General features: G+C 42.9%; 21 protein-coding genes, 1 pseudogene and 1 riboswitch. Of the genes and pseudogenes, 14 read left to right on the top strand and 8 right to left on the bottom strand.

All coding sequences use genetic code 11. The features are described 5' to 3' along the window. The first annotated feature begins 203 nt into the window (after positions 1-203). Complete coding sequence (gene hydE / locus KHZ77_RS02685; RefSeq protein ID WP_295195471.1) at positions 204-1322, top strand: [FeFe] hydrogenase H-cluster radical SAM maturase HydE; 1119 nt, start codon at positions 204-206, stop codon at positions 1320-1322. 135 nt (positions 1323-1457) lie between these two features. On the opposite strand, the gene mscL is transcribed toward hydE, so the two are convergent. The 4 genes from mscL to thiW form a co-directional block, all read right to left on the bottom strand. After that, positions 1458-1916: a large conductance mechanosensitive channel protein MscL gene (gene mscL / locus KHZ77_RS02680; protein ID WP_295195469.1), complete on the bottom strand. Its 459-nt coding sequence runs from the start codon at positions 1914-1916 to the stop codon at positions 1458-1460. 340 nt (positions 1917-2256) lie between these two features. After that, positions 2257-3501, bottom strand: a complete 1245-nt coding sequence (cytX, locus tag KHZ77_RS02675) for a putative hydroxymethylpyrimidine transporter CytX (protein WP_295195466.1) — start codon at positions 3499-3501, stop codon at positions 2257-2259. 263 nt (positions 3502-3764) lie between these two features. Then, a complete protein-coding gene (gene cytX, locus KHZ77_RS02670; RefSeq protein ID WP_295195464.1) occupies positions 3765-4943 on the bottom strand; it encodes a putative hydroxymethylpyrimidine transporter CytX in 1179 nt (392 codons plus the stop codon). A 56-nt stretch (positions 4944-4999) separates the two neighbouring features. Beyond that, complete coding sequence (gene thiW / locus KHZ77_RS02665; RefSeq protein ID WP_295195462.1) at positions 5000-5524, bottom strand: energy coupling factor transporter S component ThiW; 525 nt, start codon at positions 5522-5524, stop codon at positions 5000-5002. A 162-nt stretch (positions 5525-5686) separates the two neighbouring features. After that, a riboswitch (TPP riboswitch) is annotated at positions 5687-5790 on the bottom strand. 166 nt (positions 5791-5956) lie between these two features. Here thiW and KHZ77_RS02660 point away from each other — a divergent pair. Further along, the gene (locus tag KHZ77_RS02660) at positions 5957-6508 is read left to right on the top strand and encodes a GNAT family N-acetyltransferase (protein ID WP_295195460.1); all 552 of its coding nucleotides are present in this window, start codon (positions 5957-5959) and stop codon (positions 6506-6508) included. 245 nt (positions 6509-6753) lie between these two features. On the opposite strand, the gene KHZ77_RS02655 is transcribed toward KHZ77_RS02660, so the two are convergent. The 3 genes from KHZ77_RS02655 to KHZ77_RS02645 all read right to left on the bottom strand — a co-directional run bounded on the left by KHZ77_RS02655 (position 6754) and on the right by KHZ77_RS02645 (position 10516). Next, on the bottom strand, positions 6754-8754 hold the full coding sequence (locus tag KHZ77_RS02655) for a fructose-specific PTS transporter subunit EIIC (protein ID WP_295195459.1): 2001 nt from the start codon (positions 8752-8754) through the stop codon (positions 6754-6756). 4 nt (positions 8755-8758) lie between these two features. Further along, positions 8759-9664 (bottom strand): 1-phosphofructokinase, encoded by a 906-nt coding sequence (gene pfkB, locus KHZ77_RS02650; RefSeq protein WP_295195456.1) that lies wholly within the window; start codon positions 9662-9664, stop codon positions 8759-8761. Positions 9665-9751: 87 nt separating this feature from the next. Then, complete coding sequence (locus KHZ77_RS02645; RefSeq protein ID WP_295195454.1) at positions 9752-10516, bottom strand: DeoR/GlpR family DNA-binding transcription regulator; 765 nt, start codon at positions 10514-10516, stop codon at positions 9752-9754. A 311-nt stretch (positions 10517-10827) separates the two neighbouring features. Here KHZ77_RS02645 and KHZ77_RS02640 point away from each other — a divergent pair, with 311 nt between their 5' ends. Both KHZ77_RS02640 and KHZ77_RS02635 read left to right on the top strand, forming a co-directional pair. Beyond that, on the top strand, positions 10828-11655 hold the full coding sequence (locus tag KHZ77_RS02640; RefSeq protein ID WP_295195451.1) for a class I SAM-dependent methyltransferase: 828 nt from the start codon (positions 10828-10830) through the stop codon (positions 11653-11655). Between the two features lie 216 nt (positions 11656-11871). Then, positions 11872-12837, top strand: a complete 966-nt coding sequence (locus KHZ77_RS02635) for an AEC family transporter (RefSeq protein ID WP_295195449.1) — start codon at positions 11872-11874, stop codon at positions 12835-12837. A gap of 89 nt (positions 12838-12926) precedes the next feature. Here KHZ77_RS02635 and KHZ77_RS02630 read toward each other — a convergent pair whose 3' ends face one another. Beyond that, positions 12927-14150, bottom strand: coding sequence for a sodium/glutamate symporter (locus KHZ77_RS02630; RefSeq protein ID WP_295195447.1), 1224 nt, complete (start codon positions 14148-14150; stop codon positions 12927-12929). Positions 14151-14765: 615 nt separating this feature from the next. On the opposite strand from KHZ77_RS02630, the gene KHZ77_RS02625 reads away from it, so the two are divergent. From KHZ77_RS02625 to eutM, 10 genes and pseudogenes are all read left to right on the top strand, one after another. Beyond that, positions 14766-15935 carry a M20 family metallopeptidase gene (locus tag KHZ77_RS02625; RefSeq protein ID WP_295195445.1) on the top strand — a complete coding sequence of 390 codons (1170 nt, stop codon included), beginning with the start codon at positions 14766-14768 and terminating at the stop codon, positions 15933-15935. 184 nt (positions 15936-16119) lie between these two features. Next, complete coding sequence (dcuC, locus tag KHZ77_RS02620) at positions 16120-17493, top strand: C4-dicarboxylate transporter DcuC (protein WP_295195443.1); 1374 nt, start codon at positions 16120-16122, stop codon at positions 17491-17493. Between the two features lie 498 nt (positions 17494-17991). Continuing rightward, positions 17992-18675 (top strand): HAD hydrolase-like protein, encoded by a 684-nt coding sequence (locus tag KHZ77_RS02615; RefSeq protein ID WP_295195442.1) that lies wholly within the window; start codon positions 17992-17994, stop codon positions 18673-18675. Between the two features lie 510 nt (positions 18676-19185). Beyond that, on the top strand, positions 19186-20328 hold the full coding sequence (locus KHZ77_RS02610; RefSeq protein WP_295195440.1) for a 1-propanol dehydrogenase PduQ: 1143 nt from the start codon (positions 19186-19188) through the stop codon (positions 20326-20328). Between the two features lie 53 nt (positions 20329-20381). After that, positions 20382-20744, top strand: a complete 363-nt coding sequence (locus tag KHZ77_RS02605) for a BMC domain-containing protein (protein WP_295195438.1) — start codon at positions 20382-20384, stop codon at positions 20742-20744. Positions 20745-20749: 5 nt separating this feature from the next. Next, positions 20750-21217, top strand: coding sequence for a EutP/PduV family microcompartment system protein (locus KHZ77_RS02600; RefSeq protein ID WP_366664906.1), 468 nt, complete (start codon positions 20750-20752; stop codon positions 21215-21217). A 17-nt stretch (positions 21218-21234) separates the two neighbouring features. Then, complete coding sequence (eutJ, locus tag KHZ77_RS02595) at positions 21235-22080, top strand: ethanolamine utilization protein EutJ (protein WP_295195436.1); 846 nt, start codon at positions 21235-21237, stop codon at positions 22078-22080. 103 nt (positions 22081-22183) lie between these two features. Further along, complete coding sequence (locus tag KHZ77_RS02590) at positions 22184-22444, top strand: EutN/CcmL family microcompartment protein (RefSeq protein WP_295195434.1); 261 nt, start codon at positions 22184-22186, stop codon at positions 22442-22444. Between the two features lie 44 nt (positions 22445-22488). Continuing rightward, a pseudogene (locus KHZ77_RS02585) lies at positions 22489-22746 on the top strand (BMC domain-containing protein); the annotation flags it as partial. 400 nt (positions 22747-23146) lie between these two features. Continuing rightward, positions 23147-23431, top strand: coding sequence for an ethanolamine utilization microcompartment protein EutM (gene eutM / locus KHZ77_RS02580; RefSeq protein WP_295195432.1), 285 nt, complete (start codon positions 23147-23149; stop codon positions 23429-23431). The last annotated feature ends 16 nt before the right edge of the window (positions 23432-23447 follow it).

The raw sequence follows: 23447 nt of genomic DNA, 5'->3' as shown, positions 1-23447 counted from the left end.
GACGTGTAAATAATATGTGCCGTAAATTTGCATGATTAGTTATGCGTTCCGTTAAAAGTTAATTATGGCATAGGTACTAGACAATATAGGTATACTAAAAAATGCATGATACTGGAAAAAACATGCGTTTATGTAATATAATATAGGGTGTATTATATCGTAAATTTTAGATTAACCAATAGAGTAAAGGCACAAGGGTAGCTATGACAGTACAAGACATTTTAAAAAAAGATTTAGTCGGCAATGAATGGCTTACGGTGGATGAGCTTCATGCGCTCATGCAGGTCACCGATGAGGAAACATTGCAGGCTATTTATAAAAAAGCCTATGAAGTAAAGGCGAAATATGTAGATAAAGTAGCGTATTACCGCGGGCTTATCGAGTTCTCCAACCGCTGCATCAAGAACTGCGAATATTGCGGGATTCGTCGCGACAACGACAAGACGGAACGTTTTGACATGAGCCGCGAAGATATTTTAATGATGGCAAAATGGGCGTACGATCATGAGTACGGTTCCATTACTTTGCAGTCCGGTGAACGCAATGATCCGGCCTTTGTAGACTATGTGGTGGATTTAATTCGCGACATTAAGGCTATCGGTGATGGTTCCTTGGGTATCACAATGTGTGTGGGCGAACAGACGAAAGAGTCTTATCGCCGCATGGTGGAAGCAGGTGCAAGCCGTTATTTGTTGCGTATTGAAACGACTAATAAGGAGCTTTACGAAAAGATCCATCCGAAAGATGAACTTCACTCCTTTGAAACGCGTGTAAATTGCCTGAAAGCATTGCGTCGTGTAGGTTTCCAAGTAGGTACGGGCGTTATGATCGGCTTGCCGGGACAGACCGAAGAAGACTTGGTGAACGACATTTTATTCTACCGCGACATGGATATCGATATGATCGGTATGGGACCGTATGTAGTGCATCATGACACGCCGCTTGGACAGGAAGCATTGGCACAGGGGCTTGATAGCGAAGAAGGCAAAAATCGCCGCATTCAGTTAGGCCTTAAAATGATTGCGCTAACGCGTTTATTCTTAAAAGACGTTAACATTGCAGCAACAACGGCGTTACAGGCGTTGGACAAATTGGGTCGTGAAAAAGGTCTGGCTGCAGGGGCTAACATTTTAATGCCGATTATTACGGTTCCTGAACATCGCGCGAAATACTTGTTATACGATAACAAACCTTGCGTTGATGACAATGCGGATAAATGTAAGGACTGCCTCACTCGCCGCGTTATGTCTATCGGAGACATGGTGGGCTGGAAACAAAACGGTGACTCCAAGCACTATGGCAAACGTACAGGCTTGTTCTAAGTTGCCGGATGGATAAGCATAGGCATAAGCAATAAAAACATAAGTATATAAAAAACGCTGTATTCCTTATGGAATACAGCGTTTTTGTGTGTCATAATTATTTGGTTTGTAAGATTAGTTGAATATCCTAAAAGCTTAGTTTGCTTTTGCAACGGCTTCCAATTCGGAAGTACAGTGTGGACAACGAGTAGCGTCGTCAGCAACTTCTTGTTTGCAGTAAGGGCAAACGCGAGCGATAACTTTAGGTTTTTCATCTTTAGGCATAACGCGATTTACCTGTTGGATAACAACGTAAATAGCGAAAGCAACGATAAGGAATTGGATAAGTGCATTTAAAAAGCTACCGTATGCAATTACAGGAATGCCTAATTGTTTAGCTTGAGCCAATGTGTCAGCATGTTGGCCGTTCAAGCTGATAAAGAAATCGGAGAAGTCGATGCCGCCCAAAATCATACCAAGTGGAGGCATAATAATGTCACTAACTAATGAGGAAACGATTTTCCCGAAAGCAGCCCCGATAACAACGCCGACTGCCAAGTCAATTACATTGCCGCGGATGGCAAAGTCTCTAAAGCCTTTAATAAAATCATTCATTGATAAGTCCTCCCGGAAATTTAACACTCTTTTTAATACCCCTCAGGGTTCTTAAATTCATAGATAGTATAGCATAAGAACAAACGATTGTATATAATTTGTTTTACATTTTTCGATATAGTGTAAATTTGCTTATTAATAAAATTGTAAAAGTGTAGAGTGAGTCGGCGGTAAGGAATAGAACAGTGTTAATATGACTTAAAAGCTAACGTGTAAGAAAAAGCTCGCCCTATGCAGTCTTTGAGAACTACACAAGAGCGAGCTATTTATATGTGATTTTACTTAACGTATCGTCAAAGTATTTTATTGCCGGAAGATTTGTAAAACTATTTTGCTTAGATTACAAATGATTCAAAGGCAATTCTTCTTTTTCGTGAATGTCCTGTTTCGCGTAGCGCGTATTACGTTTGCCTGTAATGCGGCCTACGATGTAGGTTAGGAGGGCGATAGTAATCATAACCGGGAAGGTAGTGCCTAATGGCGTTTCAAAGGTCAATACGCTGCGATATAAGACGAAGCCGATAATCCAGAGGATGATACTCTGCATATTGAAGGCGGATCCTGTCGCGTCATTTTTCAGAAGGAAATATTGACTGAAGAGAATGGCAATCATCGGCGTGAAGATGGAGCCGATAAGGAACAGGAACTCTTCATATTCAGTCATCGGTACGATGATGGCGAGGCACACACTTAGAATTGTCACGATGATAGACGTGATTTTTTCAGGTGCTTTCGGGAATAGGCTGGCCACACTCACACCGGATGAGTAGGAGTCCAGGTAGGTCGTAGCAACCGTGGAGAATACGATGATGAGTAATGGGAACACGCCAATGCCTGTATTCGCCATAACGGCAACGATATCGTTTTCGCCTGTATAAATCGCACAGCTCAAGCCGATAACGTACATCCAGGCACTGATAACGCAATATGTAACGGTACTTACGCCTGCAGCGGCTACCGGACGCTTCGCATTACGGGTGTAATCGGAAATGAGCGGCAAGTAGGAAATCGGCATGGCAGCAGCCAATTCTACAGCGGCGCCAAAGCTGAGGTCATCATTGAAGAAGTTGGTCGTTATAGGGCCTGACAGGTTGATGGCCGGAGTAATAATGACGGAACTGAGCCATAAGGCTAACAGGAACAGCAGCGACATGGCGACCGTGTTCATTTTAGTTAATGTTTGCGGACTTACAAAGAGCCAAAGAATAATGATGGCACCGATGATAGCGGCCCAAATGCCGGTACCCAGCGGATGAATGCTCTGTGCCGCGGCGGAGCCCGTAATAATCATAACCGTTGCCCAACCGATTAACTGTAAAATGTTCGCAATGGCGAAGAAAGACGCACCGCGCTGACCAAAGGCGATACGCACGGACTCCATCGCGCTGTGACGAGTTTGACCGCCAATAACACCGGCTAAGAACAGCAGGGAGCCGCCGATAATATGACCAAGGATGATGGCAGCCAACGCCTTGGTGAAGCCCAAAGGAGCCAAGATGGTGCCTGTAAAAATTTCGGCCATGGATAAGGCGGCACCGAACCAAAGAAATCCATAAGAAAATAGGCCGGTTCGTTTTGTACGCATGAGAAGTCCTTTCTATAGGAAAATGTCTTTTATAATACGTAGCATCAATTATTAAGTATACGTCATAGGCTGAAAAAAGTGAAATACGCAGACAGCAAGAATGCGGCTTGAAGATATGGAAATATCCTCAAACCGCATGCATGGTGTAGGTTCTTCTCTTATGTTTTAAATGTATGATTAAAACTATATATAAAGTAACAAGTCGTTTGCTTTTATATAAATAGGTAACACACGTTTGTTTAGCCTTTAAGCCAGTTTTGCCGTTATGCCCGTTTCGTAAAACGTCCGATAATATATGTGAGCAAGGCCACACAGATCATAACGGGAGCGGTAGAGCCGATTGGCGTTTCCAAGGCTAAGAAGTTGCGATATAAGATAAAACCGATGATCCAGAGGACCAGGTTCGTGTAGTTAAAGTTACGCCCAGATGCATCCTGCTTAAGGAGAAAGTATTGGGTAAATAGAATCGCAATCATGGGCGCGAAAATCGAACCGATAATGTAGAGGAACTCTTCATACTCAGTCATAGGAACGGTGAGGGAAAGAATAACCCCGAGAACAGTAATGCCTACAGCGGTAGATTTTTCAGGCAGTTTTTCGAAAATGCTGTGTGCGCTGACACCGGCTGAGAAGGCATCTAAATATGTTGTGGTAACGGTTGAGAAGATAACAATTAGAATTGGTAACAACCCCAAACCGGCTTTAAGCATAACGGCGGTAATATCGCTTTCACCGGCGTAGATGGCAGTGCCGAGGCCGATGAGATACATCCAAATACTTACGACTGAGTAAGTTAATGTACTTACTACAGTGGCTGCGGCAGGGCGTTTCGCCGTGCGTGTGTAATCAGATACGAGCGGTAACCAGGATAATGGCATAGCGGCGGCCAATTCTACGGCGGCGCCGAAGGAAAGACTGTCGTCACCAAGACTTGGCAGTTCGGTTAAACTTACGGATGGACCGAAAATGAGGTAGCTGAGCCAGATAGTTAATAAGAATAATAAGATCATTGCTACCATGTTCAGTTTGGTTAATTGACTTGGCCCCATTAAAAGCCAAAGAATGATTAATGCGCCGATGATGACGGACCAGATGTCCGAGCCTAACGGCATTACGGCTTGAGCCGCTGCAGCACCGGTGATAATCATAACTGTTGTCCAACCGATGAGTTGAAGTACGTTGGCTAAGGCAAAGAAGGAAGCCCCTTGGCGACCGAAGCCGATACGTACAGTTTCCATGGCACTACGACGGGTTTTACCGCCAATAAGACCGGCCAGGAAGAATAAGAAACCGCCAATAATATGGCCTAAAATAATCGCAGTCAGACCTTGTTCAAAGCCTAACGGAGCAAAGAGTGTACCTGTAAAGATTTCTGCAATGGATACGGCCGCACCGAACCAAAGCAGACCATGGGATAACAGATTTGTTTCGTTCGTTTTCATAGAGTCTCCTCTGTCATTGAAATCAAGCAGGAAACTCCTTGTAGTGGAGTGTACTCCTATTGATTCAATGAGTGCTTAATTTGCGCTAAAGCTCCTGAAGTGCGTAATGTGTATAATAACATACCCGCCAATAGGGAGCCACCTATGGTGGAGATTAAGAAAGGAATAACGTACACATAGAAAGCCGCTTTGCCTGCTGTTTGCCCCAACACGAGGATGCTGATAGGATAGGCAGTTAATCCGCCTAAAATGCCGGTGCCGAATACTTCACCTAAGAGGGCGTAGTGAATCTTTTGCGTTTTTTTATAAAGGTAGCTGCTTAAGAACGCACCCCATAAACTGCCGGGAAATGCAAGCACGCTGCCCAAGCCTAATAAGAGACGCAATACACTGGCTGAAAAGGCGGCACCTACACTGTAGTAGGATCCTAAAATCACCACGCAGAGCACATTGACCATATGCTGTACCGGTGCCATTTTACTGGGACCTACAGGGAATGATATAGTACTGCCTACAACGGCTACGGCCACGAGTAAGCTTGTGATAGTTAATTTTCTTACATTACTTAAATTTGAGTTCATTACAAATACCTGTACGGTCGAGACTTATTGGTCTCCTCTCACGCCGGAACACGGCTTCCCATCGCTGTAATGACGAATGTCGGGCGCTCCCCCGCCATTCGGTCTGTATTGACAGACTGCATAAAAAAACAGAGGCACCGATACGGTACCTCTGAAAGGTGTTAAGTCAGTATAACATCTTCCTACGACGGCATTATCCGTATCAGGTATAAGGGTCGAAGCAAGAATACTTCCTCTCAGCCATAACAGCTCCCCTGAAATTTTCTAACGTGATTATAGCACAGTAGCGGTGGTGATGCAACGCTTTTGTTGTAACAACACAGCAGGGGCGCGGTGTTTTGCCCCTTGCAGAGGGGCGTTATTTAACTTATAATACCTTTGCATATAAAATTGAGAAATTATAGACGAATGAAGCAAGAGAGGGTTTTATTTATGAATACAATTGAGATTAAACCGATTACTGTTGATGATGTGCCGGTGTTGAAAGAATTATGCGAAACCACGTTTCGTGAAACGTTCGCCCATGATAATACGGAAGAACAACTGCAACAATTTTTCGACGAAGCCTATGCACCTGATGTGTTAAAAGCGGAACTTGAAGATCCGGAAGTAAGCGAATATTTCGTAATGGTAGACGGTAAACCGGCCGGCTACTTGAAGTTAAACGTAGGGGCTGCACAGACCGAACATGAGTTAGAAAACGCCTTCGAAGTGCAACGAATTTATATTTTAAAAGAATACCAGGGCTTGGGCCTTGGCAAGAAAATCTTTGAATTCGCCCTTAAAGAAGCATGCCGTACAACCTGTGACTGGGTGTGGCTCGGCGTGTGGGAACGCAATTACAAAGCACAGAATTTTTATAGTAAATATGGCTTTGTTAAATTCGGAGAACATAGTTTTCCGGTAGGCGATAAAGTGGACGTGGATTGGTTGTTGAAATCGGACCTTAAGGCTCTTCGCGAGCGCTTTGCAGACGCAGAATAATCATGTTCAAGACTAATTGTATGTAAGCATAAATACATGTTAGGCAAATGCACACCAGATAAATATATATAAGATAAACACAAATAATATAACTATCTATGAGAGTTAAGAATAAAAAGACGGTAAAGAGAATTTTCTTTACCGTCTTTTGTATAATATTCGTTTGCCTGTCGATTTCAATAACTTTGCTATCTACAGGGGCAAATATATTTGATTGTTACACACGATGTGTAACATCTTTAGCCTTACTGTTTAATCGGCTTTTTCAATACTGCCAATAAGAGGCAAGTTACGATGGAACCGATGATGATGGAGGCTAAGTACATGAGCGGGTTGCCGATAGTTGGTACTACGAAGATACCGCCATGTGGCGCACGCAATGTGCAATCAAAGATCATGCTTAATGCACCGGCTGTTGCTGCACCGACTACGCAAGATGGGATTACGCGGATTGGGTCGGCTGCGGCAAATGGAATGGCACCTTCTGTGATGAAGGAGAAGCCCATTACATAGTTGGTAATACCGGATTTACGTTCGTCAGGAGTAAAGCGATTTCCAAAGAATGTAGTACATAAAGCGATAGCCAATGGAGGAACCATACCGCCGGCCATAACAGCGGCCATAACGCCATATTCACCGCTGGCCAATAAAGCTGTACCGGTTACATATGCTGCTTTGTTTACAGGACCGCCCATATCAACAGCCATCATGCCTGCGAAGATAATACCGATGAGTACACGGCTGCTGGTATCCATATGTTGTAAGGACGAAGTAAGAGCCGAGTTAATAGCGCCTACAGGAGGGTTAATTGCATAGGTAATGAGTACGCCCATGAGTAAAACGCCTAATACAGGGTAAAGCAATACCGGTTTGATACCTTCCAGAGAATCAGGAAGTACAGAGAAGAGGCGTTTTAAGAGGAGCATCATGTAACCGGCTACGAAGCCTGCAATCAATGCACCAAGGAAGCCGGAGCCGCCTGTGTTAGCTAAATAACCGCCGACGAAACCTACGGCAAGGCCCGGTCTGTCAGCAATACTCATAGCGATAAAGCCGGCTAATACAGGTAACATGAAGCTGAAGGAAGCGCCACCGATTTGCATGAAGAAAGCGGCTAATGGAGTGCTGGAACCGAACTTGCTAGGGTTTGCCGGATCATACACGTCCACTAAGAAGGCGATGGCGATTAAGATACCGCCGCCAATAACGAACGGTAACATATGAGATACGCCGTTCATCAAGTGTTTATAAATTTGACGGCCGATGCTGTCCTGTGCGGAACCGGCTGCTTCAGTAATTTCGCTGTCGCCGCCCTGGTAAATCGGCACATTGCCGGACAGAGCCTGTGTTAATAATTCATTCGCTTTGTTAATACCTGCGGATACTTTTACCTGAATAACAGGTTTGCCGTTAAAACGAGCCATAGGAACGTTCTTGTCTGCGGCTACGATGATACAGTCAGCTGCGGCGATTTCTTCAGACGTTAAAGCGTCTTTAATACCGCTTTGGCCATTCTTTTCAACTTTAATGGAAATGCCCATATTTTTGGCGGTACGTTCAAGGCTTTCTGCCGCCATATAGGTGTGAGCGATACCGGTTGGACAAGCAGTAACAGCCAATACCTGGTATGGTTGGTTGCTATTGCCGGATGCAGCAGTTGTAGCTGCTGCAGGAGCTGCTTTAGAAACAGCAGCATCGGCTGTAGTAGTGGCACTGTCTTGTGCACCGGCAGTAGTAGCACCTGTTTGTAAGGCTACGGCTTCCGCTTCGGTCATGCCCGGGGTAAATTGATCAGCGTCTTTCGCATCGATTAGAGCAAGGAATCCTTCGACGGTTTGTGCCTTAATGAGGGCTTCTTTGAAATCAGGATCGATTACGAAGGTAGCCAAGCGGCTTAAGAGTTCAATGTGAGTGTTAGCTTCTCCTTCAGGAGCGGCAATCATAAAGAATAAACGAGCCGGTTCGCCGTCTAAACTTTCGAAATCCACACCGTTAGGAACTACCATAGCGGATAAGCCGGCGGATTTTACGCCTGTACTCTTCGCATGTGGTGTTGCAATGCCTTGACCAAGGCCGGTGGAACCTGATTCTTCGCGAATCAATACATCGTGGATGTACTGGTCTTTGTCGTTTAAATGTCCGCCCGCAGCCATTAAATCACCAAGAAGGAGAATGGCGTCTTTTTTGTTGGCCGGTGAAGCTTGTAAGAGGATTGATTGTGATTTTAATAAGTCTGTAATCTTCATGGAATTACTCCTTTACTAATAATGATTCAACTTGCTCGCGCGTAGCCAGCCATTCGTTAAAGGCTGAAGCGGAACCGGCGGCAATGCCCATAGATAAGGCTTTTTGGTAGTCGCCATTCGTTTCCAGATAGCCGGCCAGGAAACCTGCCACCATGGAATCGCCGGCACCGACGGAGTTGACTACGGTACCTTTCGGTACGCCCCGTTTGTGAACCATTCCTGTTTCGTCAAGTAGAATAGCGCCGTCACCGGCAAGAGAGACGAGTACATTTTGAGCACCGCGCGCCTGTAATTCACGAGCGCCGGCTACAATGTCTTCCGTCGTTTGGAATGTAGTATTCAACATAGCCGCCAATTCATGATTGTTCGGCTTAATCAAAAATGGTTTGTGCACCAGCACATTGAGTAGTAAATCCTGTGTAGCATCAACTATGATGCGGATTTGACGACCGGCCAGCCGAGCTATGATGTCCTTATACATAGTGTTTGGTAATGTATTTGGAATGCTGCCGGATAAAATCAGCGTATCACCCGGTGACAGTGTGTCTAGTTGTGTGTACAATTTTGCCAGATCCGCTTCACTGATGTGAGGTCCCTGTGCGTTGATCTCTGTTTCTGTGGTGCTCTTTAACTTTACATTAATGCGCGAATTGCCTGACGCCAGTTTAATAAAATCTTCGGCGCAACCCTCTTCGCGAAGTTGGCGAATGATTTCTTGACCGGTAAAGCCGGCTACGAAGCCGAGCGCGGTGTTGGAATGTCCCAGATGCTGGAGCATAATTGATACATTTATGCCCTTACCGCCGGCCATAATGGCATCCTCATAGGTGCGGTTAACTGCGTCCGGATTAAATTCTTTAAGGCGCATAATATAGTCTAAGGATGGATTTACCGTTACCGTGTAAATCATGGCATGACCTCCTTTTAATGAAACTGTTTCTGAGAGTCTCTTTTTTGAAACTGTATTAATAGATATGTCTTAAAATATAGATTCCTCTTACAATGAAGTCGTATCCACACTCACTTCTGTGATGGCTGTTTCTGAATAATACCCTTCGTTTGGAGCTTTCGTAGTGATGATAGCCGCTGCGCCAAGTTTAGCGAATGTGATTGGTGTAATCACGTCAAACTTTGACGGGTCTGAAACAACATATGGATAATGACACTGTTTTAAAGCTTTTTCTTTGATGGCCGCCTCCGCAGGATCCGGTGTGGTGAAGCCGCTCTTTAAGCTGATACCGTTGGTTCCGAAAAAGCCTTTCGTAAAATTGAAGGAATCCAGCTGTGTGAGCGCTGTATGGCCGATGACAGCACCGGTGACTGCTTTTACCTGGCCCCCCAGTAGAATGACACTGCAGGAGTGGCTGGCGAGCCATGCCGCATGGGCTGTACCGTTCGTCACGTAGGTTACTTGCCGCGCCGTAACAAAGGGAAGCATAGCCTCTGTGGTAGTGCCGGCGTCAATAAAAACGAAATCGTGATCTTCAATCAATGCGGCCGCCGCCTTGGCGATAGCCGTTTTTTCATCGCGGAACAAAGTGGATTTTGTATTGAAATCCGGCTCTGTTGTGGCGTAGCTTGATTCATTGCTTACGGCACCGCCGTGCACTTTTTGCAGTAATCCCTGCTTATGCAAGGTGGTTAAGTCGCGTCGAATTGTGGCCGGTGAGGAATCTAACGCGTCGGTTAATTCCTGAACCGTAATGGTGCGATGTTTGTTGACCAGCTCCAATATGCGGGCCTGACGTTCTTCCGATAACATGAGGGCCTCCTTTCCGTAGCTGAGGCTTTATGTAGAATGAATTATTATTATTTGATTAAAAAGTATATATATTATTCTTTATATGTATAATATACCCCTATAACGAATAATAGTCAATCAAAAACAATCAAAATCGATTACAAATAATCATTTATGAGCGCTATGTGAGCACAAATATAATTATTGTTGATATATAAATAAAATAAATTTGCCTTTATGGTAAAAGAGGCGTATTCTGTATATAGAAATTATTAAATATGATATAAATTCTCAAATACTAATTGGTGACTCGCATATCAGAAGGAGATACTATGAATCATACAAAGATTACAGCATTGTCTGATGGAACCGGTACCTGGAACGAAGAGCGTCAAGCATGGAATCAGCGGTCGGAGTTTTTTGTGGAACTACATGACCGTGCCGATCGAAAAGCGCAGGTAACACACTTTTTGAAGTACCTTAAGGAACATGATTTATTGCCAAAACATCCGGCAAAGACCTTGGATATCGGATGCGGTGTAGGTGATTACTCGTTAGGATTGGCGTTAGAAGGTTTTGAAGCGACCGGTATCGATTTGTCGGACGGCATGATTGAAGGGGCTCGCAAATTATCTGAAATGGAACATGTGGATCTTGATTTATATGTAGGGCCATGGAGTGAAGTTACGCGTATGAGCTTGGGATGGGACAGAGATTTTGACTTAACCTACAGCTTCTTCTGCCCGGTTATGTTCGATCCTGATAATGTGAGAGCCATGTCTCGTACGTCCAAGGGTAAATGCCTGTTGGTTGCCTTTGCAGGCCGTCAGGACACGATTGTAGATCATTTAACTAAAGAACTCTATGGTGAAGACGGTTTTGACTGGCAGGGCAATATTGACGGCATTCTCGCAGTGGTGGGCGAATTATCTGATGCTCATCATGTAGACTATATTACGACGCCGGAAGTGGAGTATTTCACAGAAGAAGAGGCGCTTCGTTATTTTGGCATGCGACTTCATAGTGATGCGAAAGGTACTATGGAAGATACAAAAGCAGCCATAAAACCATTGTTGGAGCCATTTAAAGAGGCGGATGGACGCATTAAAAATACCACCGAAGATAAAGTGGCGTGGATTTCTTGGACGCCGAACATGTAAACTAAATTCAAAATACGCACTAAATAGAAAATGTGCACTAAGTAGAAGATGCAAGCTAATAGAAGATGGATACTAAAGAGAGAATGTAATCGGAATACGATTTTGTCATATAGGCTCTTTTCTTTTTGCCTATAATCCTGTAAGATGAGTAAGATAATTTTTACATTATAGCTGTTTGTCAGGTCGGATTATTAATACAGAGAGAAGGGTCGCTATATGATTTGGCATATATTTCTGACAACGATTATGCCTATTTTGTTGATGGTTATGCTCGGATATGGAATGGATCGCAAATTTCATATGGATTTAGATACACTTAGTAAGTTGAACTTTTATATTGTGGCACCGGCGTTTTTATTCTTGAACATGTATAAATACCACTTCAACGCTGAGAGTTCGCAAATTATTTGGCTTACCATAGTGAGTTTTATTGCGTTGTGGCTCGGCAGCCTTATCATGGAACGGGCGTTGGGCTTTATTCCCAGTATGCGCGGGATTTTTCGAAACGCCTTGCTCTTCAATAACTGCGGTAACATCGGGGTACCGCTGATCGTATTTATCTACTCTAACGAACCGTTTTTAGAGCAGGGCAACGCCATTTGGCTGGAAGCGGCCATTGCCATTCAGATTGTGGTATTTATTTTCCAAAGCATGGTAACGAATAGTTTGGGCTTTTATTTTGCCGGTGCCGGTAAAATGAGTCATCGCGATGCAGTGATGCTCGTCTTGAAAATGCCGATTATCTATGCGGTGCTAGGTGCCGTAGTGTTCAATGCGGCCAATATTCCCTTAGAAGGAACCTTCTTCTGGCCTGTATTGACGAATATAAGCAATTCATTGGTGCTTGTAGCACTCTTTACCTTAGGCGTGCAATTAGCGCGCACACCGTTTAATTTCTTCAATGGTCCCGTTATGTGGGCTACCGTCGGGCGATTGCTGCTCGGGCCTTTGCTCACGTGGGCTTGTATCATTGTCTATGAACTCCTGATAGAACCGGTTTCGCCGTTGGTAACACAGGTTCTCATCATTTCCGCGGCCGTACCGAGTGGCGTAACTACGGCACTTATTGCGGCGGCTCTGAAGTCGCACTCCGACTACGCGACGCAGATTGTTGTAGCCACTACTGTTTTTTCCGCCATCACATTACCGTTGGTAATTATGGGCGTAAAACTGTTGGGGTAATAAAAAAGGACATCTTCTCAAGGAAGATGTCCTTTTTGCTTATCCTGTTCATTGGTTGATAGCGCTTTGTTTTATTATTGTAAATCCGCTTACCAGGTGGCCATCCAGGTAATCAGAATCGCATTGACGAAGTCAATGAGGAACGCGCCTACTAGGGATACGATGAGCCATGATTTTGGAGATGGACCGTATTTTTCAGCTAAGGATTGCATGTTTGCAAGACCGTTGGCTGTAGCACCCATGGCGAAACCGATACCGCCTACGCCGAGCATTACGCCGTCATAGTTTTTACCGAATAATAAGAAGTAACCGAACCAAGCGAAGATTATCATCAATACAGTTTGTGCCAATAAGATAACTACTAATGGCAATGCTAAGTTAACTAATTCGTACAATTTCAAGCTGTTGATCGCCATTGTAACGTATACGGTTAAGCCTACTTCAGCAACTACGTTGAGGCCGCCGCCCTGTACGCGATACATTTTAGTGAAGTCACCAAAGTTACGTACAACAGCTGCTACGAGCATGGAGCCGATATAAGCAGGTAGTGTAATGAACTGATTTAAGTAATCGCTGACAATGGAGCCGATACCGATAGCTACGAATACGAAGCCGGCCGCTTTTAAAACGCCGTCAACGTCTGTATGTTCTTCTTCTTCAAGAATGGACATATCGTATACGTGAGGTTCCATCTGTGCGTTTGCATTCCCGCCATGACCAGGTGTAGGAATGTTATAACGTTTAATAAGGAACTCGCCGAACGGACCACCGAGAACCAAGGCGATAACCATACCGAAGGTGGCAGCTGTAATAGCTACTGTTTTGGCACCAACGATAGCGTATTGCGTTTCAAACTGTGGACCGAACGCGGCTGATGTACCGAGACCGCCCATGAGTGAAACGGCGCCGGCCAAGATACCGTAGTGTCCGTCAATACCCATCGCTGTAGCAATGGACATGCCCAATAAGTTTTGAAGGAAGCCCAAAATAGTGGAGACTATGAGATACATAATAAGTGCCATACCACCGTATCGAACGAGCTTCAGACTGGCCATCATACCGATTGTGGTAAAGAATACCAGAAGGGCTACCTTTGATAAGGTGTCGTCAAAAACAACGTGGACGATACCCTGGTCGTACAGACCGGAAACAATAAATGCAAATGGCAACCCGCCGATTACTGCCGCCGGAAGACTGAGTTTTCGTAAAATGGATACATGGTTTTTAATCCATAAACCGATGTAATACGTTACGAATGCCAGTGCAACTGACTGGACAGCATTGACTTTTATGGTTAGAATTTCACCACCCATAAATAACACGCTCCTTTAAATAAAATAGTGCTTTAAAGTCTCTCTAGACATTTAATATTATACTATGGCGGTGGTTAATAATACAATATACAGTTTTAAATTTCATAAATGTATACATAATTCTTGATTGATAGAGTTTACATAAACGCCACTATATAGGCGATTGAGCGCACAAAGCGGATTAAAGAAATATGAATACCATATTCTATACATTGTAAGAATGTTACATTTTATAGAATAAAATATTAAATCTATAGAAAAGAGAATCATGACTGTTTTTGACATAAAATAATTTTTGAGGTGCTCTAAAAATATTATTATATGAACTTATATTTAAAAGAAGGAAAAGGGCGATATATGTAGAAATAGTAGTATTAACAGGAATGTGACTGAGAGGAGCGGATATTTTTTAAAGCCTTTAATTATCATAGGAGTTATAATTATCAAGAAAGAAATATGATATTCAAGATATGTATTAAATGTTTGAAAAAAAAGTTGAATTTTGAGTGAATTTCAAGTAATTCAAGATTTAATTATTATCTCTAATGTGATATTAAAGTGCTTTTGAGTATATGTTAGTGCGTATAGAAAAGTATGGCGTAGAGGAGGGGGATTATGAAATCGGACATGTTGGCGTTTATTGACGAACTAAGTCCACAATTGAAACGTATGAGTGACTTTATTTTTGATAATCCTGAAATCGGATATGAGGAATATAAGGCTCATAAATTATTGTGCGATTATTTGGAAGAACAGGGATTTACAGTAACGCGCAGTGTAAGTGGATTGGATACGGCGTTTAAAGCAGAGTTTAAGGTGCAGGGCGGCGGTCCTAAGATAGGCCTTCTCTGTGAATATGATGCCCTGGCCGGCTTAGGTCATGGCTGTGGTCATCATATGCAGGGCCCATCCATTGTTGGCGCTGCAGTGGCATTGAAGAAGTTTTTAACGAAACCGGCAACGCTTCTTGTATATGGTACGCCGGCGGAAGAAACTAACAGCGGCAAACTGGTCATGGCGAAAGATGGCGTGTTTGACGATTTGGACGTAGCCTTTATGATGCATGGCAGCGATTCGACTACAGTAGACTGCAAATCATTGGCGCTGACGATGTTCGAGTTCAACTTCCATGGCAAGGCGGCACATGCGGCCATTGCACCGGATCAGGGAATCAGCGCCTTGGAAGGTGTAATTCAGTTTTACAATGGCATGGCGTATATGCGGGAACATGTAACCGATGATGTGCGCTTACACGGTATTATTACGAATGGCGGTAAGGCACCTAACATTGTGCCTGAACTGGCTTCCACGCAATGGTATGTGCGAGCCAATACACGTGGTAAATTAGATAAGTTAATCGAGCGCGTACATAATGTGGCAAGAGGTGCCGCTCTGCAAACGGGGACTACTGTAGACTGGCGTGTTATGAAAAGTTATGACAATAAGGTAAATACACCGTCACTCAACGAAGTGCTGCTTGCCTATGCCCATGAAGTGGGTGCTGACGACATCTCCGCCCCTCGTGAAAAAACAGGCTCCACTGACTTCTCCAGTGTTACTTATCGTGTGCCGGGCGCCTGCATCCGCGTAAAATATGTGGACCGCGGTGTTTCCAGTCACTCACAGCGTTGGATTGATCTTGGCAAGAGTGAACGGGCGTTTAATGCAATCGTATGGGGCAGTAAAATCCTTGCATTAACGGTTATGAAACTGGTAAATGAACCGGAAGAGCTTGCTAAGATACAGGCTGAATTTAAACAAATTAAAGAAGACCTGGAAAAGTAAAACTGGAACTAAAGAAGTAGAATGCTAAGGCCATACACCATTAAGGCTATGCACCATACAATAAGAGAAGAAGTAAAACTACAATTAGGGAAGCAAAACTACAATTGAATAAGAAACGAATAAGGAAACGTTAGAAGTAAAACTGCAATTCATATTATAAGAATAATATAAGGGAGGAAACGTTATGTTAGGTACAATTATAGCGTTGATCGTTACAGTTATTACAGGGTATTTCATCTTAAAGAAATACAAAGCGCAGGCTGTGTTAATCTGCGCCGGGTTTATTATGATTGCTATTGCACTTATGCTGGGGTATGGACAACCATTAGTAAGTGCTAAGGAATCTACGGGGAACGTGTGGTTTGATATGTTCCGCTTCGTGGATATACTCACCAATAGCCGTACAGGCGGATTAGGTCTGATGATCATGGTTTGCGCCGGTTTCGCGAAATACATGAACATGATTGGTGCCAGTGAAGCTATGGTACGCGTAGCTGCCAAGCCGTTGCATTTAGTTAAGTCTCCGTACATTGTGTTATGTATGGGGTTCTTGATTGGCCAATGCTTGCATCCATTCATTCCAAGTGCGTCCGGTTTCGGTCTTTTACTCATGGTTACCATGTATCCTCTATACATCTCGTTAGGTATCAGCCGCACAACAGCCACTGCCGTTATTGCTACCAATGGCTGTCTGGATTTGGGACCATCTTCAGGGAATACAATTTTGGCAGCTAAATACTCCGGACTTACACCGGTGGAATATTTTATTAGCTATCAGTTGCCGGTTGCGATTGCCATCAGCTTGGTAATGGTTGTGGCACACTACTTCGTGGCACAGTATTTTGACAGAAAACGAAAATTGGAAGGTATTGTAGAAACGGTAATTGAAGAAGAACCGGTAGAAAAAGAAGTTAAATCAGTGCCTAAATTCTATGCATTGTTACCGACTGTACCGGTAATCCTTGTGTTGCTGTTCGGTTTCTTTAAAGTAGGCGGCATTAAAATGGGTATTAACGTAGCATTGTATATTGGCTTTGCATTTGCTATGCTTTGCGAATTTATCAGAACCTGGAACTTAAAAGAAGTATTCAAGAGCATGCAAGGTTTCTTTGACGGCATGGGCGTTCAATTCGCTACCGTAGTAACACTGATTATCGCCGGTGAAACATTTGCCAAAGGCTTGCAACAGTTAGGTGCTATTGACTACCTTATCGGCCAGGCTGAAAATGCGGGCTTCGGAACAACAGCTATGATTCTCGTAATGTGCGCCATCATTGGCGGTGCCACCATTATCATGGGCTCCGGGAATGCGCCATTCTTCGCCTTCTCCGCATTTGCTCCAAACGTAGCGCAAAAAGTGGGTGTAGAAGCGGTTAACATCTTGTTGCCAATGCAATTAACAGCCAGTATTTTCCGTGCCACATCGCCAATCGCGGCCGTTGTAGTAGCCGTATCCGGCGTGGCTAACGTATCGCCGTTCCAAGTGGTAAAACAGACAATGATCCCATTAGTGTTAGGGGCGTTGACAATTCAAGTTATGACATTCTTTATGTTCTAATCGATGGATTTATAAAGTTATAAACTGTAATTTTTAGATTTTAATGCTCCTTACGTTCAATCGATAAAGGAGATAAACTACGAATAGAATCGAATGACCTGCTGAATGGTATAGTGGTTTAAACTTTCCCCTCTTTGCCGAACAACCGGTAAAGAGGGGAATTTTATTTTATATTTTTTACAAATATATGCTTTAAATATATATGTTTTATATAAACTTTAAGTAGCTGAGTTTTACTTTATAGAAAGAGTAGGTTCGGAATATAAAGGCTATATAAAATGAGTGATTTTATGAAGTTGTGTCATGATAAATTCTTGACATATATTAGTCAGATAAAAACTAGAAGATTGCAGTTGAAACATAAAACGTATATAATTAAGACATAATTAAAATCGTAATTAAAGATAAAATTCAAAATCTAATTAATGTTAGGGTAATACCGGCAATTTTAAATTACATCGAAAGTAGTTAAGCGATAGAAGTATAAGGGTCAGAATTATGAAAATTCTTTGTTGGGATATAGATGGAACGATAATTGACACCGGGCCGGCAGGTTGTGCTGCGCTTGATGCTATATTTGAAAAGCGCTTACATATGAAACGCCCGCCGCTGACGATGACGATAGGTGGCAAAACTGATAGCTATGTGGCATGGCAATACTACATTGCAGCATATAAAGGCAGTCCGGACGCTAAGGCACTGGACTTATTTTTGGATTGGTATGAAGATGAACTTTGTAATGCTCTACAGGCTCAAAAGCGAGCACTGTTACCTTCTGTAGAGTCTATTATAAAAGGAATTGCCGAAGAGGCAGATTGGGAGAATCGTTTTTTTACGGGCAATCGAGAGCGTTGTGCTCAAAATAAAATGGCTCTATATGGTTTGGGCAGTTATTTTAATTGGAAAGACAGTATTCTTGCCGATCAATTTACAACAAAATTGGAGGTGGCAAAAGAATTAAAACGTAAAATTTCGGGGACCTATGCGGAGCATATCGAAAAATGTATTTTTATTGGGGATACACCTGCTGATATTAAAGCAGCACATCATATAGGCGTGAAATCTATAGGGGTTGCTACCGGGTGTTACTCTATGGAAGACTTGAAAATAGTGGCTCCTACGATATTGCTACCACAGTTGCCTCCGGTAAAAGAATTTATAAATTTGATAAATTCTTTGTAATAATCGTTTTAAATATGGTATTAAATAAGACTATTTGGTATGTGTAACCAAAAAATATATGATTTGCAATAGGGTTTTTGTTGGTGACTATATCAATTTTGTATAGCTATTTTGCTTCTAAAAGGTTAAATGGTACTTACGAATGTGTTATAGTTAATATGTTAAATACGTATATATAAAAACTATGAAGAGATAAATAAAGTAATGTAAGCCCGCATAATAGCTGGATAGTAAAGTGTTTTTTAAACACTTTGGTTATATGGCAGACTTAAAATGAGAGATTAATGAACAACAAGTGTTGTTGATTAATAAAATAATTAATGAGTAAAATTTGTGTAAAAATTTTACAAATGTTGCATATAACAGTTATCCGACTACTGTGTAAAACGGGCAAATTTTTTTATAAGAAAATATCTGCATAGTATATATGAGTTTTTTTGCATACATTTACTATCTGTTTACAAAAAGGTTTGAAATAGACATATAAAAGGTATTTGAGGAGGGATATGAGTGGAGAAGTTTAAGTTTACAGGTCAAGTGTTCAGCGGCGATGACAGTTTATCCGTGCTGGATACTATTGATTGTAAAAGAGCCTTAATCGTAACAGACCACTTCATGGTGGAATTTGGTTACTTGAAAAAGGTTAACGAACTGTTGGCAGCCAAAGGGGTTCAGGTAGCTTGCTTTGACGGTGTTAAGCCAGATCCAAGTACAGAAGTCATCGCTGAAGGTGTTAAGGTTTATGCAGAGGCTAAGCCTGAACTAGTTGTTGCTGTAGGTGGTGGCTCCGTAATTGATGCGGCTAAAGGGATTATGTACTTTGAGCGTCAGGTAGAAAACAGTGCCACATGGAAAAAACCTACATTTGTGGCAATTCCTACAACGAGTGGTACTGGCTCTGAATGTACATCTTTTGCAGTAATTACAGCAGAAAAAGGTAAGATTTGTATTATTGAAGACTGGTTGGTACCTGACATTGCGATTTTAGATGCCAATTATACTATGGGCGTACCGGAAAAAATCACCTATGATACCGGTCTTGATGTATTGACACATGCTCTTGAAGCCTATGTATCAACAGACAGCACTTCATTTACAGATGCGTTAGCTGAAAAAGCCACTCGCATGGTATTTGAAAACTTACCTAAGTTAAAGGCAAACTTAAAAGATAAAGCGGCTCGTAGTGAAATGCATAAAGCCTCTTGTATTGCAGGGATTTCTTTCTCGCAAGCAGGCTTGGGTTTGAATCATAGTCTGGCACATGCGTTAGGTGGCAAGTTCCACATTCCACATGGCCGTGCGAATACTGTATTACTTGAAACCATTATGGACTACAATGTTGGCGCTTGCCAATTAGAACGCAGCTGCGTGGCACAGAAATACGCTGAGATGGCAAAGGCAGTAGGTTTATCAGCTCGCACAGTTCGCGAAGGATATATGAATCTCCGTGCTGCTGTAGTTGACTTGAAACGTACTTTAGGCGTAGCCAAAAATATTCAAGCACTAGGAATTGACGAAGGCGAGTTCCTTGCAGCGATTCCGGATATGGCGAAGAATGCCTTGGAAGATCGTTGTACACCAACTGCACCACGCCAACCAAAGCTGGATGATATTGTAGAGTTGTATAAAAAAGCTTATAGCCAACGCTTTTAAGTCACGCTTTATTAACTCGTAGACTGTATCAGCAATAGAATGGAAGTGCTTTGATGAAAAATTTATTTTTGGGGAATGGAAATGATAAAGCGCGCATCATACAAGAAATGGTGCCGGGGAAACAAATCAGTTTGGCCCATATCATCGCCTCGCCAAGCCCGGATTTATATGAGCGGCTAGGGATTGATCCCTGTGGGGCTATCGGTATCTTTACCGTAACTCCGAAAGAGGCGGCCATTATATCTGCGGATATTGCGACGAAGGCGGCCAGCGTGGAAATTGGATTCTTAGATCGTTTTACCGGATCTTTAGTAATTTATGGAGATGTATCCAGTGTAGAAGCAGCTTCTGTAGCTATCCTGGATGTTCTGGAAAAAATGCTCGGATTCCCACCTGCTGAGATTACCCGAGCTTAGACTCTATGATAAAGAAACGGATTATGATTGTGGGCCCCGGACGATGCGGTAAATCTACTTTGGCAAATATATTCAACGAAGTAGAGCGGCCGGCGCGACGAACACAAGATATTATTTATGGCAAGTACACCATTGACACACCTAGTGTGTATTTGGAGATGCCACACAATTATAAATATCTCGTAGCCACATCTCAGGAAGCAAATGTCCTGGTTTGTGTCATAGACCCTCTGACAGAAACAACTACATATCCTCCTTTGTTTGCTACTTCATTCAATTGCAGACCTGTAGGGGTTATTGCAAAGGCAGACTTAGCGGATGAACGTCAGATAGCAACTGCGAAGAAATACTTAATGCAGTTGGGGATAGAAGAAACGAATATTTTTGCACTTGATCTTTTGAGCGCACTCAAAGGTGAAAAGTCAGCTGAATTGGAAGCACTATTGGAGTATCGAAAGTACTGCCGAATTTAGCGTATTAGGAGGACACTTTGGAAGAGAACACAAAAGATTTTCAGTATTGTGATGAATTGGTGGAAACGTTTGAAAAGGTAGTAAAAAAGCCGATTAAAAAAGCATCCTCCACATATTATTGCGGGGTAGACTTAGGGACTGCCTTCGTAGTAATTGCAGTACTTAATGAAAATAAAGAACCTGTTGCCGGAGCTTATCAGTTTGCCAATGTGGTTAAAGACGGTATGGTTGTTGACTATGTAGGCGCTGTACAGCTGGTACGACAGATGAAAGCTAAGTTGGAAGAACAGCTCGGTACTGAATTAATTTACGCGGCCGCTGCAATTCCACCAGGAACTGAAGGTGTGGATGGCGGTGCAGTAAAGCATGTTGTACAGGGCGCAGGTTTTGAAATTACTAATTTATTGGATGAACCTACCGCAGCTAATGCGGTACTTAAGATTGATAACGGCGCTATCGTCGATATCGGTGGTGGTACAACGGGGATTTCCATTTTTAAAAATGGAAAACGCGTATATGTAGCCGATGAACCTACAGGAGGTACTCATTTCTCTTTGGTTATTTCAGGGGCTTATCAAATGGCTTTCGACCAAGCGGAAAAGTTTAAGAGAGATCCAAAAAATCATCGTGAACTGTTACCGATTTTAACACCGGTTATTGATAAAGTGGGGTCGATTATAGAACAGCATATTGAGGGCTATGATATTGATACCATTTATCTGGTAGGCGGCACATGTTGCTTGACCGGCATTGAGCAGGCCTTGGAACGAAAATTGGGTCTTACAGTGGTAAAACCATTGAATCCAATGTTTGTTACTCCTTTGGGAATTGCTTTGGAATGTACAGATGAAATAATGCCTTAATCATTTTTTATAAAGAGCGTTGATTATCTTGCTAAAAGCAAGGTTAAAAATGTGCTTTATAAAAACGCTAGGTAAGCTCGATTTCGAGTAAAAGGAGTATAGCATGATTGCAGCAAAAGTTATTGACAACATTTGGTCCACTCGTAAAGCCGAGTCTTTGCGTGGACTGAAGCTCATGATAGTAGAAGTAATTGACGAAAAGGCGAGTATATCGCGACTCATTGCGGCCGATGTTATCGGCGCCGGCATTGGGGAACGTGTACTTGTAACTACAGGTTCGTCGGCGCGCCGTATGATTGGCGATGATAACATACCTGTAGATGCAGTTATCGTAGGTATTATCGACGAAGACTGCAAATTCTAACGGTTTTTCACAAAACATATAGAATCTAATAAGAAAGGAGAGACATGATGGATGCATTAGGTATGATTGAGACTAAGGGCTTAATCGCTGCTATTGAAGCTTGTGACGTTATGTTGAAAACGGCGAATGTTTCGCTCGTAGGTAAACGAAAATCAACAGCTACATTGGTGACGATTTTGATTACCGGCGATGTGGGTGCTGTTAAAGCTTCTGTAGAAGCAGGTGCAGCGGCTGCTGAAAAGGTAACACCCGGCTCACTCTTGTCTGCCCATGTTATTCCAAGGCCGATTGGCGACATTGAAAAAGCTTTTGGCCCGGGAGATACGCCTAAGAAGCCTTCCGGTTCAGGGGAAAAAACAGTGGATGAAGTGGCCTTCGACAGTGAAAACGTTGCAGAAACTGCTCCGACTGCCGATGCCGGTTCCGAAGACTTGCACAGTGCTGAATCAATCGAAGTGATTGAAGACGTAGCTGTAGTAGAAGAACCAGTAAAGGTGGAAACAGCAGCCATTGCGACAGATGTAGTTCAACTGTCAGCGGAAAACTTGCAGAGAATGTCGGTTTCGGAGTTACGCAAATTAGCGCGACGCCAGCCAAATCTAGGTATTTCAGGTCGTAAGATTTCTTCGGCCAACAAACAGGTGTTAATTAATTACTTAGAAGCTTCTTACAAACATTAATAAGAAAATGGAGGAACATGTTATGAAAAACGAAGCATTAGGTTTAGTGGAAACAAAAGGTTTAGTAGGTTCTATCGAAGCAGCTGACGCAATGGTAAAAGCAGCTAATGTGTATTTGATCGGTAAAGAAACTATCGGTGGTGGTTATGTAACAGTTATGGTTCGTGGTGACGTAGGCGCAGTTAAAGCCGCTACTGACGCAGGCGCAGCAGCAGCTCAACGCGTTGGCGAATTAGTATCTGTTCATGTAATTCCTCGCCCTCATACCGACGTTGAATTAATCATTCCTCATGCTAACGAAGCGTAATAGGGATTAGTCGATA

This window comes from Veillonella sp., from assembly GCF_018364065.1.
Classification (GTDB): Bacteria; Bacillota; Negativicutes; order Veillonellales; family Veillonellaceae; genus Veillonella_A.
Note: the sequence above shows the minus strand (reverse complement) of the source record. Positions and strands in the feature narration are given on the sequence as shown.